Origin of the sequence: Microbacterium sp. AZCO (assembly GCF_039614715.1) — a bacterium.
GTDB lineage: Bacteria > Actinomycetota > Actinomycetes > Actinomycetales > Microbacteriaceae > Microbacterium.
In genome coordinates this window covers 669,347-686,128 of record NZ_CP154857.1, presented here as the reverse complement: position 1 = coordinate 686,128, position 16,782 = coordinate 669,347, and the positions used below count along the sequence as shown (strand labels likewise).

18 protein-coding genes are annotated in these 16,782 nt (G+C 70.9%); 7 read left to right on the top strand and 11 right to left on the bottom strand.

What is annotated here, in order from left to right; translation table 11 throughout:
• Positions 1–26: 26 nt before the first annotated feature.
• The 3 genes from AAIB33_RS03150 to dapA form a co-directional block, all read right to left on the bottom strand.
• On the bottom strand, positions 27–521 hold the full coding sequence (locus AAIB33_RS03150; RefSeq protein ID WP_345802116.1) for a GNAT family N-acetyltransferase: 495 nt from the start codon (positions 519–521) through the stop codon (positions 27–29).
• A 44-nt stretch (positions 522–565) separates the two neighbouring features.
• The gene (locus AAIB33_RS03145; protein WP_345802115.1) at positions 566–2,242 is read right to left on the bottom strand and encodes a ribonuclease J; all 1,677 of its coding nucleotides are present in this window, start codon (positions 2,240–2,242) and stop codon (positions 566–568) included.
• A gap of 75 nt (positions 2,243–2,317) precedes the next feature.
• Positions 2,318–3,295, bottom strand: a complete 978-nt coding sequence (gene dapA / locus AAIB33_RS03140) for a 4-hydroxy-tetrahydrodipicolinate synthase (RefSeq protein ID WP_345802114.1) — start codon at positions 3,293–3,295, stop codon at positions 2,318–2,320.
• 85 nt (positions 3,296–3,380) lie between these two features.
• Here dapA and AAIB33_RS03135 point away from each other — a divergent pair, with 85 nt between their 5' ends.
• Positions 3,381–4,961: a Na+/H+ antiporter gene (locus AAIB33_RS03135; protein ID WP_345802113.1), complete on the top strand. Its 1,581-nt coding sequence runs from the start codon at positions 3,381–3,383 to the stop codon at positions 4,959–4,961.
• A 35-nt stretch (positions 4,962–4,996) separates the two neighbouring features.
• On the opposite strand, the gene AAIB33_RS03130 is transcribed toward AAIB33_RS03135, so the two are convergent.
• Both AAIB33_RS03130 and thyX read right to left on the bottom strand, forming a co-directional pair.
• Positions 4,997–5,761: an SDR family NAD(P)-dependent oxidoreductase gene (locus tag AAIB33_RS03130; protein WP_345802112.1), complete on the bottom strand. Its 765-nt coding sequence runs from the start codon at positions 5,759–5,761 to the stop codon at positions 4,997–4,999.
• A gap of 2 nt (positions 5,762–5,763) precedes the next feature.
• Positions 5,764–6,507 carry an FAD-dependent thymidylate synthase gene (gene thyX / locus AAIB33_RS03125; protein WP_345802111.1) on the bottom strand — a complete coding sequence of 248 codons (744 nt, stop codon included), beginning with the start codon at positions 6,505–6,507 and terminating at the stop codon, positions 5,764–5,766.
• Positions 6,508–6,600: 93 nt separating this feature from the next.
• Here thyX and AAIB33_RS03120 point away from each other — a divergent pair, with 93 nt between their 5' ends.
• The 4 genes from AAIB33_RS03120 to AAIB33_RS03105 all read left to right on the top strand — a co-directional run bounded on the left by AAIB33_RS03120 (position 6,601) and on the right by AAIB33_RS03105 (position 9,038).
• Entirely contained in the window at positions 6,601–7,038 is a 438-nt protein-coding gene (locus AAIB33_RS03120) for a thioredoxin family protein (protein ID WP_345802110.1), read from the top strand.
• On the top strand, positions 7,031–7,567 hold the full coding sequence (locus AAIB33_RS03115; RefSeq protein ID WP_345802109.1) for a DUF4395 domain-containing protein: 537 nt from the start codon (positions 7,031–7,033) through the stop codon (positions 7,565–7,567). Before AAIB33_RS03120 ends, AAIB33_RS03115 begins: the two co-directional genes overlap by 8 nt.
• Before the next feature lie 102 nt (positions 7,568–7,669).
• Positions 7,670–8,095, top strand: a complete 426-nt coding sequence (locus AAIB33_RS03110; RefSeq protein WP_345802108.1) for an OsmC family peroxiredoxin — start codon at positions 7,670–7,672, stop codon at positions 8,093–8,095.
• A 16-nt stretch (positions 8,096–8,111) separates the two neighbouring features.
• A complete protein-coding gene (locus tag AAIB33_RS03105; protein ID WP_345803497.1) occupies positions 8,112–9,038 on the top strand; it encodes a TIGR01777 family oxidoreductase in 927 nt (308 codons plus the stop codon).
• A 129-nt stretch (positions 9,039–9,167) separates the two neighbouring features.
• Here AAIB33_RS03105 and AAIB33_RS03100 read toward each other — a convergent pair whose 3' ends face one another.
• Together AAIB33_RS03100 and AAIB33_RS03095 are read right to left on the bottom strand one after the other, a co-directional pair.
• Positions 9,168–9,620 (bottom strand): tetratricopeptide repeat protein, encoded by a 453-nt coding sequence (locus tag AAIB33_RS03100; RefSeq protein ID WP_345802107.1) that lies wholly within the window; start codon positions 9,618–9,620, stop codon positions 9,168–9,170.
• Positions 9,617–10,429 (bottom strand): dihydrodipicolinate reductase C-terminal domain-containing protein, encoded by an 813-nt coding sequence (locus tag AAIB33_RS03095; RefSeq protein WP_345802106.1) that lies wholly within the window; start codon positions 10,427–10,429, stop codon positions 9,617–9,619. Before AAIB33_RS03095 ends, AAIB33_RS03100 begins: the two co-directional genes overlap by 4 nt.
• A 55-nt stretch (positions 10,430–10,484) precedes the next feature.
• On the opposite strand from AAIB33_RS03095, the gene AAIB33_RS03090 reads away from it, so the two are divergent.
• Entirely contained in the window at positions 10,485–10,976 is a 492-nt protein-coding gene (locus AAIB33_RS03090) for a GNAT family N-acetyltransferase (RefSeq protein WP_345802105.1), read from the top strand.
• Between the two features lie 9 nt (positions 10,977–10,985).
• On the opposite strand, the gene AAIB33_RS03085 is transcribed toward AAIB33_RS03090, so the two are convergent.
• From AAIB33_RS03085 to AAIB33_RS03070, 4 genes are all read right to left on the bottom strand, one after another.
• Positions 10,986–11,945: an NADP-dependent oxidoreductase gene (locus AAIB33_RS03085; RefSeq protein ID WP_345802104.1), complete on the bottom strand. Its 960-nt coding sequence runs from the start codon at positions 11,943–11,945 to the stop codon at positions 10,986–10,988.
• 44 nt (positions 11,946–11,989) lie between these two features.
• On the bottom strand, positions 11,990–12,595 hold the full coding sequence (locus AAIB33_RS03080; RefSeq protein ID WP_345802103.1) for a histidine phosphatase family protein: 606 nt from the start codon (positions 12,593–12,595) through the stop codon (positions 11,990–11,992).
• A gap of 78 nt (positions 12,596–12,673) precedes the next feature.
• The gene (locus AAIB33_RS03075; RefSeq protein WP_345802102.1) at positions 12,674–13,714 is read right to left on the bottom strand and encodes an aldo/keto reductase; all 1,041 of its coding nucleotides are present in this window, start codon (positions 13,712–13,714) and stop codon (positions 12,674–12,676) included.
• 277 nt (positions 13,715–13,991) lie between these two features.
• Positions 13,992–16,271, bottom strand: a complete 2,280-nt coding sequence (locus AAIB33_RS03070) for a polyribonucleotide nucleotidyltransferase (protein WP_345802101.1) — start codon at positions 16,269–16,271, stop codon at positions 13,992–13,994.
• A gap of 317 nt (positions 16,272–16,588) precedes the next feature.
• On the opposite strand from AAIB33_RS03070, the gene AAIB33_RS03065 reads away from it, so the two are divergent.
• On the top strand, positions 16,589–16,771 hold the full coding sequence (locus AAIB33_RS03065; RefSeq protein WP_345802100.1) for a DUF5302 domain-containing protein: 183 nt from the start codon (positions 16,589–16,591) through the stop codon (positions 16,769–16,771).
• Positions 16,772–16,782: the final 11 nt, after the last annotated feature.

Sequence of the window (16,782 nt, the reverse complement as noted above, 5' to 3'; positions counted from 1 at the left end):
ACTTTCGCCCGGAGCGACTCGGGGGCTCAGCGCAGGCGCTTGACCATGGTGTCGCGCCCGAAGCCGCTCTGCGTCACGGCGAACCCCTCGCTGCGGTACAGCGTCGCAGCGAAGTTGTCCCGCTCGACGCTGAGGCTGATGCGGCCGTACCCCTGCGCGCGAGCCTGCTCGCACAGGCGCTGGAGCAGCATCCTGCCCACCCCGTGAGCACGCCAGATCGGACGAACGCCGATGATCAGCTCGGGCACTCCGGTTCCGACGTAGCCGAATCCCGGATCGCTGCGCGGCAGCATCCGGTACCACGCGGCCCCGACCGGCTGGCCGTGCGGATCGAGCGCGACGAAGCCGCTGTCGCCCGGACGCATCCATCCCGCGACGTACCGGCTGTGCTCGGGACTCGTCAGCACCTGGTGCCGCGGACGCGCTCCCCCGCTCCGCCAGTTCGCCGCCTCGACGACCATGTCGCCGAGGAAGGCGCCGTCCGCCTGGCGAGCCGGGCGGATCTCGAACGAGGGGGGCATGTACGGATTTTACCGGCGGCGCAGGAAGCGTGGTATCGGGGCTGTTACGCCTCGATGACGAGTGGCACGATCATCGGGCGGCGGCGCAGCGACTGGTTCACCCAGCGGCCGATCGTGCGGCGCACGACCTGCGAGAGGGCGTGCTGGTCGCGCACCCCCGACTGCGCGGCTTCGGAGAGGGCTGCGGCGATCTTCGGCTTGACGCTCTCGAACACGGCGTCGTCCTCGGCGAATCCGCGGGCGTGGATCTCCGGGCCCGAGATGATCTTTCCCGTCGCCGCGTCGACCACGACGATCACGGAGATGAAGCCCTCCTCGCCGAGGATCCGGCGGTCCTTCAGGTCGGCCTCCGTGATCTCTCCGACGGTCGACCCGTCGACGTACACGAAGCCGAGATCGAGCTGCCCCACGGCGCGGGCGACGCCGTCCTTGAGGTCGATGACCGTGCCGTTCTCGCCGATGATGGTGCGGTCCTCGTCGATGCCGGTGTCCTGTGCGAGGCGCGCGTTGGCGATGAGGTGGCGGTACTCGCCGTGCACGGGCAGCACGTTGCGCGGCTTGAGGATGTTGTAGCAGTAGAGCAGCTCGCCCGCCGCCGCGTGGCCCGAGACGTGCACCTTAGCGTTGCCCTTGTGCACGACGTTCGCCCCGAGCTTGGTCAGTCCGTCGATGACGCGGTAGACGGCGTTCTCGTTGCCCGGGATGAGGCTCGAGGCGAGGATGACGGTGTCGCCGGGACCGACCTCGATCTCGTGGTCGAGGTTGGCCATGCGGCTGAGCACCGCCATGGGCTCGCCCTGCGACCCCGTGGACATGTAGACGAGCTGGTCCTCGGGGATGTCGCGCGCCTTCTTGTAGTCGACGAGCACGCCCTCGGGAACGTGCAGGTAGCCCAGCTCCTCGGCGATCGTCATGTTGCGCACCATGCTGCGGCCGAGGAGCGCGACACGACGGCCGTGGGCGGCCGCGGCATCCAGCACCTGCTGCACCCGGTGCACGTGACTGGAGAAGCTCGCGACGATGACCCGGCGGGGCGCCTTGCCGATCACCTGGTCGAGGACGGGCCCGATCGAGCGCTCGAGCGCCGTGAAGCCCGGCACGTCGGCGTTCGTCGAGTCCACGAGGAACAGGTCGACGCCCTCCTCGCCGAGCCGTGCGAACGCGCGCAGATCGGTGAGGCGCCCGTCGAGGGGAAGCTGATCCATCTTGAAGTCGCCGGTCGCGAGCACGAGACCGGCGGGCGTGCGGATCGCGACCGCGAGCGCGTCGGGGATCGAGTGGTTGACCGCGACGAACTCGAGGTCGAACGGGTTGAGCTGCTCGCGCTGCCCCTCCGCGACCGTGAGCGTGTACGGCTTGATGCGGTGCTCCTTGAGCTTCGCCTCCACGAGCGCGAGCGTGAGCCCCGAGCCGATGAGCGGGATGTCGGGCTTGAGCCGCAGGAGATACGGGACAGCCCCGATGTGGTCCTCGTGGCCGTGGGTCAGCACGACCCCCACGACGTCGCCGAGGCGATTCTTGATGGGCTCGAAGTCGGGCAGGATCAGGTCGACGCCCGGCTGATGCTCCTCGGGGAAGAGAACGCCGCAGTCGACGATCAGGAGCTTGCCCTCGTACTCGAAGACCGTCATGTTTCGGCCGACCTCGCCGAGGCCGCCGAGGGGGGTCACGCGCAGCGTGCCGGGCTCGAGGGCGGGCGGGTCGTAGGGGGTGCTGGGCATGTCTGCCATCCTCCGGATGCCGCGCACGCGCGCAGCGGTCGTGCTCGCCGCGGCGCTACCCGGCCGCGGCGCGCCTCATCTCGTGGTTCCCGAGACCTTGGGCAGCGCGCCGCCGGCGGCGGCGTTGCGGTCGGGGCGGAAGTTGGAGAAGTCCGCCCCCGGGACGTCCTTCACGAGCGCGAGCTCGTCCTCGATCTTCGCGGCCTCCCACTCCTCCGGGCCGACGAGCGGCAGCCGCACACGCGGGCTGCCGATGCGGCCGAGGCCGTGGAGGATGTACTTCGCCGACACCGTGCCGGGCACGTGGGTCATGACGGCGCGGACGAGCGGCTCGAGCTGCTGGTGGGCGGCCGTCGCGGTCCTGAGGTCGCCGGCGTTGACCGCATCCACGATCTGCCGGTAGGGCTGCGCGGCGATGTTGGCCGTCACGCCGATGAGCCCGGTCGCGCCGATCGCGAGGTGCGGCAGCACGTTGGCGTCGTCGCCCGAGAAGTACATCAGGTCGGTCTGGTTGAGCACGCGGCTGACCTCGCTGAAGTCGCCCTTGGCGTCCTTGATGGCGAGGATGTTGGGGTGCTTCGCGAGGCGGAGGATCGTCTCGTAGCGGATCGGCACGCCGGTGCGGCCGGGGATGTCGTAGAGGATGACCGGCAGATCCGTCGCATCCGCGACGAGCCGGAAGTGGGTCAGGATGCCCGCCTGGGTGGGCTTGTTGTAGTACGGCGTGACGATCATGATGCCGTCGGCGCCGACCTTCTCGCTGGCCTTGTAGAGCTCGATCGCGTGGGCGGTCTCGTTCGAGCCGCCGCCCGTGATGATGGCGGCACGGCCCGCGGCGACGTCCTTGCCGACCTCGACGAGCCGGATCTTCTCGGCGTCGGTGAGCGTCGAGGTCTCGCCGGTGGTGCCGGTCACGACGATGCCGTCGGCGCCCGCCGTGATGACGTCGTCGATGTGCTTCTCCACGGCGGGCCAGTCGACCTCGCCGTCGGCCGTCATCGGGGTGACGAGCGCGACGAGCACCTGTCCGAAGGGGTTGCCCGTGTGCGTCATGCTCTCAGGCTATCGGTCGGGCGGCCCCCGCTCCTCCCCGTGTCGCTACGCTGACGACACACCCCCTGCCCGGAGGAGGTCGAGCGTGCTCGCACTGGAAGCCATCGTTGCGATCGGCGCAGCGCTCGTCGTCGCCGCCGTGCTCGCGCCGCGACTGCGCATCCCGCTCGCGCTGGTCCAGGTCGTCATCGGAGTGCTGCTCGGCTTCATCCCCGCACTCCGTCACGTCGAGCTGCCGTCCGAGGCGGTTCTGCTGCTGTTCCTGCCGGCGATCCTGTTCTGGGAGAGCATCACGACGTCGCTGCGCGAGACGCGCCGCTACATCCGGGTGATCGTCCTGAACGGCACGGTCCTGGTCGTCGTGACGGCGTTCGCCGTCGCGGGCGTCGGCGTGTGGTTCGGGATGCCGTGGGTCGTGGCGCTCGTCATGGGAGCGGCCCTCGCCCCGACCGACGCAACCGCCGTCGGGAGCCTCGCCGCCGGCCTGCCGCTGCGGAACCGCACGATCCTCCGCGCCGAGAGTCTCATCAACGACGGGACGGCGCTCGTCATCTTCGGCCTGGCGGTGAGCGTCGCGGCGGGCGAGGCCCAGTTCACGCCCTGGACGGTGACGTGGGCCCTCGCCGTCTCCTACATCGGAGGCATCGCGATCGGATTCGCCGTGGGGATGCTGGGGTCGTATCTGCGGCGTCTTCCGCAGACGACCGCGAGCAACGTCGCGATGGTCACGACGCCGTTCCTCGCGTTCCTGGCGGCGGAGCTCATCCACGCGTCGGGGGTGCTCGCGGTGGTGGTCTGCGGCCTCGTCATCGCACAGCGTGGAGCCCGGATCGCCCGGCCCGACGCGCGCGACCAGGCGCGCTCGTTCTGGACTCTCACGACCTACATCCTCAACGGCGCGCTCTTCGTCCTCATCGGGCTCGAGCTCCAGGTCGTCGTGCGCGCCCTGCCGTCCAGCGACCTCGGCTTCGGCATCCTGCTCGGGGTCATGGTCTGGATCGCGCTCATCGCCGTGCGCCTGGCGTTCACCTTCACCGCGACGTTCATCATCCGCACGGTGGACCGGCGGCCGTACCAGCGGACGCTGCGCGCGCCGACGCGCGCTCTCGTCATGAACGCCTTCACCGGCTACCGCGGCGCCGTCTCGCTCGCCGCGGCCCTCGCCATTCCGCTGACGGTCGAGGACGGGGCGGCGTTCCCCATGCGCAACCTCATCGTGTTCGTCACGGCGGTCGTGATCGTCCTGACCCTCGCCGTGCAGGGACCGCTGTTCCCCGTGATCGTGCGGTGGGCGCATCTCCCGGACGACACCACGGGCGAGGAGGAACGGCGCCTCGCGCTCATCGAGTCGTCCCGCGCGGCGCTGGAGGCCCTGCCCTCTCTCGCGGCGTCGCTCGGCATCGACGATGACGTGCGGGACAAGATCATCCGCGAGACCGAGCGACGCCTGGCGTCGCTCGAGGTCGACGGCGAGAGCGAGGACGGCGTCGAGACGGCTCGCGCGAAGGAGCAGTACACCCGCCTCCGGCTGGCGTGCATGCACGTCAAGCGCGAGACGGTGCTGCGCCTGCGAGACGAGCGTCGCATCGACGACACGGTGGTCCGCGAACTCGGATCGCAGCTCGACCTGGAGGAGCTGCGCCTCACGGGGCGCGAGGTCGAGTAGCGACGCCCCGAGCCGCGGCGGGCCGCCCCCGTTCGTCAGCGGCCGCGACGCCCCAGCCGGGCGGAGACGGAGTCGGGAAGAACCCGCACGAGCCGCGTCAGCGCCTTGTACCTCGCCGACGGGATCGAGACGCCCTTCCCCCGGGCGGCGTCGCGCAGCGACTCCGTGACGACATCGGACGCCTCCAGCCACAGGACGTCGGCGATCCCTTCGCTGCCGGGCTTCAGGCCCATCCGCTCGTGGAAGTTCGTGTGCGTGAAGCCGGGGCAGACCGCCGTGACCGAGACTCCCCGCGGCCCGTACTCCGTGTTCGCCCAGCGACTGAAGTCGACGATCCACCGCTTGCACGCGCCGTAGGTCGAGCGCGGCATGAACGCCGCGACGGAGGCGACGTTCAGGATGCGTCCGCTCCCCCGCGCCAGCATGGGCTGCAGCGCGGCGTGCGTGAGGCGCATCGTCACCTCGACGTGCAACGCGAGATGCCGTGCCTCCGCCTCGATGTCGTTGCCGGCGAAGTCCAGCGGGAGCCCGAACCCGGCGTTGTTGACGAGCACCTCGACCGGACGGCCGGGCTCGGTGAGCCGCCGCTCGACCTTCTCGCGCTGCCGAGGCTTCAGGAGGTCGGCCTCGAGCACCTCGACGCCGACGCCGTATCGGGACCGCAGCTCGGTCGCCCCCTTCTGCAGCGCGGGCGCGTCCCGCGCCACCAGCACGAGGTCGGCGCCGCGCGCGGCGAGCTGGCGCGCGTACTCGGCGCCGAGACCCGAGCTGGCGCCCGTGACGAGAGCGGTCTTCGGCACGGTCAGGGCGCGACGCGGCCGTTGGCGTTGAAGGCGGCGTGGGTGAGCGGCATCCGCTCCCTCCAGAACGTCTCCATCTTCTCGGCGCACATCTCGATCTCCCGCTGCGGGAAGGACGGGAAGTGCGTCCCCTCGACCTTCGTGCGCAGGGAGAGGAAGTTCATGAGCGAGCGCGCGTTCAGTGTGACGTACATGGACGAGTAGATGTTGAGCGGCAGTACGATGCGCGCGACCTCGCGGGCGACCCCGGCGGCGAGCATCCGCTGGTAGGCCTCGAAGGCGTGGATGGATGCGGCGCGCGTCGTCTCGTCGACGAGCTGCGACTGCTCGTCCGTGCCGGGGAGGAACTCGTAGGCGCCGGGCTTGCCGACCTGGACGAGGTTGCGCTCGCGTCCGGGGACGTAGAAGACCGGTCGCAGCTCGCGATAGCGGCCGGACTCCTCGTTGTAGGACGCGATGCGGTGTCGCATGAACTCGCGGAAGACGAAGATCGGCGCCTGCACGTAGAAGGTCATCGAGTTGTGCTCGAAGGGCGAGCCGTGGCGGTCGCGCATGAGGTAGTTGATGAGCCCGCGATCCTTGGCGCTCGCCTCGGTTCCCGACGCGGCGGCATCCAGGGTCTGCTCGCCCTGCGTCGAGACGCGGGCCGCGAACAGCACGTCCGAGTCGGAAGCGCTGGCGCGCACCAGCTCGACGGTCACATCGCTTCGGAATTCGATCTCGGGGGTGTCTGCGGCGTCGCTCACGCCTGCCACCCTACCGATCGTTTGTTACGCGCCCGACGTCACACGAGGCGCGCGCGGGATCCATTCAGGTGGAAGGGGTTACTCTGTTCAGTTGTGAATCTGGTAGGGGCTCTGATCGTGCTCGCCGTCCTCCTGACGGCGACGATCGCGCTCGGCGCCTTCCTCCGCTGGCGGCAGAATCGCCCGCAGCGTCACATCGCGCACGAGGTGGTCCAGCCCGAGCGACTCGGTGCCGACGGGCTCGGCGAGGTCGCCACGCTCCTGCAGTTCAGCACCGAGCTGTGCGCGCGGTGTCCCGGTGTCCACCGCCGGCTCTCGGCCCTCGCCGACGAGCACCCCGGCGTGCGGCACCTCGACGTCGACCTCACGCACCGGCCCGACATCGCGAAGCACTTCCACGTCCTCCAGACGCCCACGACGCTCATCCTCGACGGCGACGGCGTCGTGCAGACCCGGTTCGGCGGCGTGCCCAACCGGCATGTGCTCGAGCTCGAGCTCAACCGACTCACAGAAGAGGCCGCCAATGTCTAGCAGCTCCGGTCCGAAGGGCATCGACCCGCGCGGACCGCGCTTCGCCGCCGGCATCACGGCGCTCCTGCTCCTCGTCGACGTGCTGCTCGGCCTCACGGGCCTCTCGACCCAGCAGGATGCCGACGGCACGTGGGCGCTCGCCCAGGCGTCGGTGGCGGAGCGCTTCCTCGACCCGGCCTTCCTCCTGCTGCTCGTCACGGCGCTCCTCTTCCTGTGGGGCGTCCTCTCGCCGCGGACGGCACCGTGGGGCGCGCTGTTCCGCGCCGTGGTGCAGCCGCGCCTCGCGCCTCCGAGCGAGCTGGAAGACCCGCGCCCGCCGCGCTTCGCGCAGGGCGTCGGCCTCGTCGTCGTCGGGATCGGGCTCGTGCTCCAGCTGGCCGGAGTGCCGTGGGCGCTGCCGATCGCCGCCGGGCTGGCGTTCGTCGCGGCCTTCCTGAACGCCGCTTTCGGTCTGTGCCTCGGGTGCCAGATGTATCTCCTGCTGCAGCGCGCCGGCGTCGTCGGCCGCCAGCGTCCCGTCGCCGTCTGAGCGTCGCCCGACGAGGGCCGTCAAGCCGTTCCCTCGTGTCGGACCGGCCGTTAGGCTGACCGCGGAGGCCGTCCGAGAGCCTCCGCCGACACGGAGGAAACGATGAGCGTAACGAGCGAAGCCAGCACCTCGTGGAAGGGGAGCCTCACGGAGGGATCCGGAGAGGTCGCCCTCGAGAGCTCGAACCAGGGCCCCTTCCCGGTCAACTGGAAGGCCCGCAGCGAAGGCTCGACGTCGGTCACGACGCCCGAGGAGCTGATCGCGGCGGCCCACTCCTCGTGCTTCTCGATGGCCCTGTCGAACGCTCTCGCCCAGAACGGCACGCCGCCGGAGAGCATCGAGACGACCGCATCCGTCACGTTCATCCCCGGCAAGGGCATCGCCGGCAGCCACCTCAACGTCGAGGCCGTCGTGCCGGGCCTCAGCCCCGAGGACTTCGCGACGCTCGCCGAAGAGGCGAAGAAGGGATGCCCCGTGTCGCAGGCGCTCGCGGGCATCGAGATCACGCTCGAGGCGTCGCTTGCCTGACCCCTCCGGGGAGAGGATGCCGCGCCGCGTCGTCATCGCGGGAGCGTCGGGCTTCATCGGCTCGGCGCTCGCCGACAGCCTGCGCGCCGACGGCGTCGCGGTGACGACGCTCGTGCGGCGAGCGGCCCGCAGCGCCGACGAGGTCGAGTGGCTGACGGAGGGCGAGCCGCTCGACCCGGCGGTCCTCGAGGGCGCTGACGCGCTCGTGGGGCTCAACGGCGCGAGCATCGGCCGGTTCCCGTGGACGTCGTCGTACAAGCACACCCTCGTGTGGTCGCGCATCACGCCGACGCAGGTGCTGGCGCGAGCCGTCCGCGAGCTCGGAGCGGACGCGCCGGCCTTCGTCTCGGCGTCGGCCGTCGGCTACTACGGGGCGACGCCGCGCGGCGTGCAGACCGAGCGCTCGCCACGCGGCGAGTCGTTCCTCGCCGACCTCTGCGGCGAGTGGGAGGGCGCGGCCCGCGCGGCCGGCTCGTCGGCGCGGGTCGTGCTGCTGCGCACCGCGCCGATAGTGCACCCCGAGGGAGTGCTCAAGCCGCTCATCGTGCTGACGAAGCTCGGCGCGAGCGGACCGATCGGCCCGGGAACCCAGATCTGGCCGTGGATCTCACTCGACGACGAGATCGCCGCGATCCGGCATGTCATCGAGACGGAGGTCGAGGGTCCCGTGAACCTCACGGGACCGACGCGCGCCCACGCGAACGACCTGGGCTTCGCTCTCGCGCGACGCCTGAACCGCCCGTACCTTCTGCGCGCGCCGGAGTGGGGGCTGCGCCTCGCCCTCGGAGCCGATGCGACGGAGGCCCTGCTCACGACGGACGCCGACGTGCGCCCGACGGTGCTCGAGGCATCCGGATTCTCCTTCCGGCATACGACGGTGGAGGATGCCGTGGCAGCGTCTGTGCCGGCGGCAGAGCCGCACTCGCTCGTGATCGGGCGGTAGGCCGCTCCGGCGGTAGTCCGCTCGGGCGGTAGGCCGATCAGGACGGCGGGCTGCTCCGGTGGCAGGCTGCTCCGGCGTCGCCCCGCGCCGGCGGCAGGCAGGCCGCGGCGCCGTGCCCGCGCCCCCCGCTCAGGCCGAGCGGCGCTCCGCCGTCTCGAGAGCGATGGCCTTGCGCACCGCGCCCCGCGCTCGGCGACGGTCGCCGGCCGCGTCGTACGCGAGGCCGAGCCGGTACCAGGCGCGCCAGTCCTCCGGGTGCGCGTCGACCTCGGCGGCGAACGCCGGGAAGACGGCATCCCCGTCTTCTCGGATGACACGCCCGCTGGGCCGCACCGAGACCTCCTGGTCGGGCAGCGCGTGCTCCGCCTCGAGCCGGCGACCGAGCTGCTCGGCGCGCACACCGAACCACAGCTCGCGCCCCAGCGCCCACACCGCGATGACCGGCAGCACGAAGAGGGCCACCCCCATCGCGACGCCGATCGGCTCGCCGCTCGTGACGAGGAGCCAGCCGCGCTGCCCGACGAGCACGATGTACAGCACCAGCAGCACCGCCATGACGGCGACGCCGATGCGCGCGCTCACGCGCTCGTGGCCCGCGCCACCTGGCCGGGCACACCCGACTCCTCGACGGGGGTGTCGTCGCCCGTGCCGGGCGACCGCACGCCCAGCTCGATGAAGCTGTCGAGCCCCACGACGACGCCCTGCGCATCACGCGCCGCCGCGAGCGCGAGGCGGATCCCGGGTCCGTAGGCGAGGGCCGGCTCGATCGTGTCGTGGACGATCGTGATCGACTCCCCCGGCCCGGAGAGGATGGTCTCCTGGCGCGCGATGACGCCGGGACGCCGGAGGGAGTGGATGGGGACGCTCGCGACCTGCTGTCCACGCGCCCGCTGATCCACGTGCGGCGACTCGACCGGGCCTACCGAGGCACGTGCGGCTCCGATGAGCTCGGCCGTGCGCACGGCGGTGCCGCTCGGCGAGTCGATCTTGGTCTCGCGGTGCGCCTCGATGATCTCGATCGACGGGAAGAAGGGCGCCGCGGCGGCCGCGAGCGCGGAGCCGATGACGGAGCCGAGCGAGAAGTTGGGGATGAAGACGGCGCCGGTCCCGGCGGCCTTCGCGAGCGGCCGGACCAGGGCGATCCGCTCCGCCGACCAGCCCGAGGTGCCCACGAGCACGTTCTGGCCCCGCTCGATGGCCGCCCGCACGACGTCGATCGAGATTGCAGGCGTCGAGGCATCCACGACGAGATCCGCTCCGTCGAGGTCGCTCAGCGGCGACTTCGACGACAGGATCGCGACGAGCTCGAAGCCCGGCTCGGCCTCGACCACTTCGCGGATGATCCCGCCCAGCTTGCCGGTGCCGCCCACGAGGGCCACGCGCGTCGTCATGCGTCAAGCCTAGACGCGCGCCCTCGCGCGGGTGCCCGCGGATAGGCTCGACGGCATGGTCGAACTGCGTGCCGTGCCCGTCGACGACCGCGTCGCCCGAGGTCTCCTCACCGAGTACTTCGCGCTGCGCGCCCAGACGTTCCCGGGCAACGCCTACACGACGGTGTTCCCGTCGGTCGAGACGTTCACGCCGCCCGACGGCGTCTTCCTCGTGCTGTTCGACGACGGCGATCTGGCCGTCGGGTGCGGCGGCATCCGCCGCGTCGCCGACGGCCCGTACGGCGCACGCTACGAAGTGAAGCACCTGTATCTGCGGCCCGAGACGCGCGGCCGCGGGTGGGGGCGCCTGCTGCTCGACGACCTCGAGCGGCGCGCCCGCGCGTGGGGCGCCCAGGAGCTCGTGCTCGACACCCACCACACCCTCGAGGCCGCGGGCGGCCTGTACGCGAGCGCGGGGTTCACCGAGATCAAGCCCTACAACGACAACCCGAACGCGACGCGCTGGTACGGCCTGCGGCTCAGTTTCGAGGGCGACGAGCAGCTCTAGCGGTCCGGGTCACGGGATGAGCGCGACCTTCCCGCCCGGGTGACCGCTGCGCACGTACTCCAGGGCCGTGACGGCCTCGTCGAGCGGATACGTCCGGGCCATCGGCACGACGAGCGCTCCCTCACCCGCGAGGCGCACGAGGTCTGCGCGCACCTCGTCGCGGAACCGCTTGCTGTCCGGCATGGCGCCGCCGATGATCCGGAAGCCGTCCGACTGCGCACGCTGCCCGGCCACGATCGTGACGATGCGCGACCGGTCGGCGACGAGCTCGAGCGAGACGTCGACCGCCTCGTCGGTGCCGACGCAGTCGAGGGCGGCGTCGATGCCCGCGGGCGCGGCATCCCGAACCCGATCTGCGAGCCCGCCGCCGTACTCGACCGGGATGCCGCCGAACTGCTCGACGACCTCGAAGCTGCTGCGGCTCGCCGTGCCGATCGCACGCGCCCCGATCCGTCGCGCCTGCTGGAGGACGCTGACACCGACGGCCCCGGACGCGCCGTGCACGAGGATCGTCTCGCCGGCCGCCACGCCGGTGACGTGCAGCATCTCCGCCGCCGTCGCCCCCGCGAGGAGCAGGTTGGCCGCTTCGGGGAACGGCAGGGCGGCGGGCTTCGTGAAGACGTCGCGCGCGGGGACCGTGAGCTCGCTCGCATAGCCTCCCGCTACGCGGAAGGCGATGACCTCGTCGCCGACGGCGACATCGCCGGACCCGATCCGGGTCGTGCCCTCACCGTCGTCTGCGGAGCCCAGGGCGGTCACGACGCCCGCGACCTCGTACCCGATCGGGATGGGGAGCTCCTCCGCACCCGGCGCGCGGGCGCTGCGGATGTGCTTGTAGTCGGCGGGGTTGACACCGGCGGCGCGCACGGCGATCGTCACCTCGCCCGGGCCTGGAGCCGGTGCGTCGTAGTCGACGAGCCGCAGCACGTCGAGGTCGCCGAAATCCGTCGCGATCCAGTGTCTGGCCATGCCTCCATCCTGGACCCGCACAGCCGCGCGAGGGCGGGCCGGAGCTAGAAGAACGGATACTGCTCGGGCAGGCCCGTGCGAAGCTCGACCGGCAGGTGCGCGAGGTCGTTGTGGGCGAGCAGGGTCCAGGGCCGGCCCTGCTTCTGGGCGAGCACCGTGAGGCCGCAGTGCGCCTGATTCAGCGTCATCCAGCGCCAGTCCGGGGCCTGCAGCACCTCGCGCACGAACCAGGCGATGACGAAGTTGTGCGTGATGAGCAGCTCGTGCACCTCGCCGGGCTTGCGCACGAGGAACTCTCCGACCGCGTCGGCCATCTGCGCGCGTCCGGCGTCGATCTCGGCCTCCGTGATGGCACCGAAGAAGGGCTCGAAGACGGCCGGGGTCTCGGGAGTCATGCCCGTGGGGACGCAGTCGAACAGCAGCGCCGTCGGCTCGGGTGACACCGACGGCAGCCGGTCGGCGACGGCGCGCGCCGTCTGGGCAGCCCGCTCGAGCGGGGAGTGCCAGACGGCGTCGAGCGGCACTCCGGAGAGCCGGTCGGCGATGAGGGATGCCTGGCGGCGACCCCGCGGCGACAGCTTCCCGTCGACGAGGCCGTGCTCGGCATCCTGATGCTCACCGTGCCGCACGAGGTAGATGTAGTGCGTCACGCACGCTCGCTTCGTCGGGGGTCGGAGTGTCCGGTGGGCACCTCTCCACCCTACGACAGGGCGGTGCGGCGACCCGCTCTACTCGGACGCGCGGGCGATGTCGGAGAGCTGACCGCGGCTCAGCCGAACGCCCACGCCCTGAACGAGCTCCTCGACGTGCGCGGGTGCGTACGCGTTGACGATCGGGGCCGTCACGAGCTTCTGGGCGAGCAGCCAGGCCACCGCGACCGCGGCATCCGGAACCCCGAGCTCACTGCCGACGGCGTCGAGCGCGCGCAGCGTGCGGGTGCCGCGGCGGTTGAGGCTCGCGGCGAGCTGTGCGCCGCGCACCGAGAGGCTGCCGCGCGTGCGGGTGCGGTGCCGGCCCGACAGGAAGCCGTGCTCGAGCGCGTGCGACGGCGTGAACCCCATGCCCTGCGCGCCGGCGACGAGTCGCAGGTCGGAGTCGAACTCGTGGCGGCGGAGGATGTTGAAGGGCACGTCGAGCACCGTGATGCGGGGGTAGCCCGCCGACGCGAAGATGCGGGCCTCGACGAGCTGGGCCGCCGTGTAGCCCATCGCCCCGAGCGCGCGGGCCTTGCCGGCCTCGATGAGCCACTCGGCCGTCGCGAGCGTGTCTTCGAGAGCCGTCGCGCCGTCGGCGACGGCGTCGAGGTACAGCACGTCGATGCGATCCGTGCCCAGGCGGGTGAGGGATGCCTCGACCGCGCGCACGAGGTTGACGGGGCCGAGCCCCGGGTTATCGGGGTGGCCGCCGACGCGGACGCCGAGCACGACCTCGTCGCGCACCCCGCGCGAGCTCAGCCACTGCCCGATGATGTGCTCGCTGCGGCCGCCCGAGAAGCTGTCGGCCGTGTGGACCGCGTTGCCGCCGAGCTCTGCGTAGGCGTCGAGGATGTCGTGGCTCGACTCGAGGTCGACGTTCCACCCGAATTCGGCGGCACCGAGGATGAGGGGGAAGATGCGCGGACCGCCCTCGCCGAGCGGGACGCGAAGGCTGCTGCCGAGCGGCGCGCCGAGGACGGGGATGGGGGCAGACGGGTGCTGCACGGGCGCGGGTGTGGGACTCGTGTCGGTGCTCGCCGATGAAACGGCCGAGCCAACGCCGAAGAGAGACATGTGCCACCCCCTCACGAGGATTCCCGATGGAACCTGCGTGATCGCTTCTTCCGCACCCCCCGGCACGGTACTTAGAGGGTAGGCCAGGCAGCGGACAGTTCCCGCCAATCAGGCGTCGCCACGGCGAACATTGCATAACGCTTTCATCACGAACGACCGCGGGAACGCTCCCAGTCCCCTTTTCGGAGGACAGATCGTCGTCGGACGACGGATGCCCGCCCCCGCGTCATGCGGGAACGGGCATCCGGACAGTGCTGTTGGACCGAGTCCGAGAAGGTCAGCCTTCCGCGGGGGCCTCGGGGCCCTCGCTGGCGGCGGCGGAGCCCTCCTGATCGGCGGCCTCCTCGAGCACGGGCTCGAGCGAGAGCTTGCCGCGGTCGTCGATCTTCGTGATGCGCACGAGGAGCTTCTGACCGACCGAGAGCACGTCGTCGACGTTCTCGACGCGCTTGCCGCCGGCGAGCTTGCGGACCTCGCTGACGTGCAGCAGTCCGTCCTTGCCGGGCAGGAGCGAGATGAACGCGCCGAACGTCGCGATCTTGACGACGGTTCCGAGGAACTGCTCGCCGACCTCCGGGTTGGTGGGGTTGGCGATCGCGTTGACCTGGGCACGGGCGGCCTCGGCCGAGGGGCCGTCGACAGCGCCGATGTAGACGGTGCCGTCCTCCTCGATGGAGATGTCGGCGCCTGTCTCGTCCTGGATCGCGTTGATCGTCTTGCCCTTGGGGCCGATCAGCTCGCCGATCTTGTCGACCGGGATCTGCACGCTGATGACGCGCGGAGCCGTCGGAGCCATCTCGTCCGGACCGTCGATCGCGGCGTTGAGCACGCCGAGGATCGTGATGCGGGCGTCGTGGGCCTGCTGCAGCGCGGCCGAGAGCACCGACGACGGAATGCCGTCGAGCTTCGTGTCGAGCTGGATGGCGGTGACGAACTCGCTCGTGCCGGCGACCTTGAAGTCCATGTCGCCGAGGGCGTCCTCGGCACCGAGGATGTCGGTCAGCGCGGCGTAGCGCGTCTGGCCGTCGACCTCGTCGGACACGAGACCCATCGCGATGCCCGCGACCGGCGCGCGCAGCGGCACACCGGCGTTGAGGAGCGAGAGGGTCGAGGCGCACACCGAGCCCATCGACGTCGAGCCGTTCGAGCCGAGAGCCTCGGACACCTGGCGGATCGCGTAGGGGAACTCCTCGCGGCTCGGCAGCACCGGCACGAGCGCGCGCTCGGCGAGGAAGCCGTGCCCGATCTCGCGACGCTTGGGGCTGCCGACACGGCCGGTCTCACCGGTCGAGTAGGGCGGGAAGTTGTAGTGGTGCATGTAGCGCTTGTGCGTGACGGGCGACAGCGAGTCGATCTGCTGCTCCATCTTGAGCATGTTCAGCGTCGTGACGCCCAGGATCTGGGTCTCGCCGCGCTGGAAGATCGCCGAGCCGTGGACGCGCGGGATGACCTGCACCTCGGCGTCGAGCGGACGGATGTCGGCGAGGCCGCGTCCGTCGATGCGGACGCCCTCTGCGAGGATGCGACCGCGCACGATCGTCTTCGTCACCGACTTGTACGCGGCCGAGAACTCGATCGTCGCGACGGCGGGGAGCTCCCCCGCCTCGACGGCGGCGACGAGCTCACCCTTGACACGGTCCTTGATCGCGTCGTCGGCGTTCTGACGCTCCTGCTTGTCGGCGATCTGGTAGACGCCGACGAGCTCGTCGTACGCGCGCCCGGCGACGAAGTCGTAGGTCTGCTGGCTGTAGGGCAGGAAGACGGGGTACGACTGCACCTCCTTGGCGGCGGTCGTCGCGACCTCGTTCTGCGCGCGGACGAGCTCCTTGATGAAGGGCTTGGCGGCCTCGAGGCCCTGCGCGACGACCTCTTCGCTCGGCTTGGTGGCGCCGGCCTTGATGAGGTTCCAGCTGCCCTCGGTGGCCTCCGCCTCGACCATCATGATCGCGACGTCGCCGTCCTCGAGCACGCGGCCCGCGACGATGAGGTCGAAGACGGCCTCCTCGAGCTGCTTGGCCGTCGGGAACGCGATCCACTGGTCGGCGTGCTCGCCGTGACCCGGGATGAGCGCGAGGCGCACACCGGCGATCGGCCCCGAGAAGGGCAGGCCCGAGATCTGCGTCGAGAGCGACGCGGCGTTGATGGCGAGGGCGTCGTAGAACTCGCCCGGCGCGATCGAGAGCACCGTGACGACGATCTGCACCTCGTTGCGCAGGCCGTCGACGAACGACGGGCGCAGCGGGCGGTCGATGAGACGGCAGACGAGGATGGCCTCGGTCGAGGGGCGGCCCTCGCGACGGAAGAACGAGCCGGGGATCTTGCCAGCGGCGTACGAGCGCTCCTCGACGTCGACCGTCAGCGGGAAGAAGTCGAAGCCCTCGCGGGGCTGCTTGCTCGCGCTCGTCGCCGAGAGGAGCATCGTCTCCTCGTCGAGGTAGGCGGCGACAGCGCCCTGCGCCTGCTGGGCGAGGCGTCCGGTCTCGAACCGGACCGTGCGGGTGCCGAAGCGTCCGTTGTCGAGGACGGCTTCGGCGGCGGTGATTTCAGGACCTTCCAAGAGGTCTCTCCTTCTTTGTTTAGCCTCGCCCGGCCGTATGCCGGACGAGGGTCAATCGAAGGAGCAGGAACAGGCAGATATGGGCGCGCGCGAAGGAGATCGCGAGGTCCGCCTGCGCTGGCCACCAGTCGAAGGTCACCATCTCGACGCGATTCGCGGGGATGGGAACCCACCACAGGGGACCAGCTTCCTGCCGGGCCTGCTCCATGAGCTCAGATATGAAATTGAGCGGATGCCGCAAGGCAACCTTGTAGAGCCTAGCAGGGCACTCCGACTCGACCCTGGTCAGTGTCCGTGCCCGCCTCTAGGGTGGGGACATGAGCACCGACGACAAGCCGGCGAGTGCGACCTCCGATGAGATGAAGCGGAAGTTCCGGGAAGCCCTCGACAAGAAGAACTCCCAGCACCGCGACGGCGAGGCGCACCTCGACAAAGACTCGGCGATCCACGGAACGCATGGAGCCATCACCAAGCGAGAATTCCGCCGCAAGAGCGGATGAGGAAGGAGTCG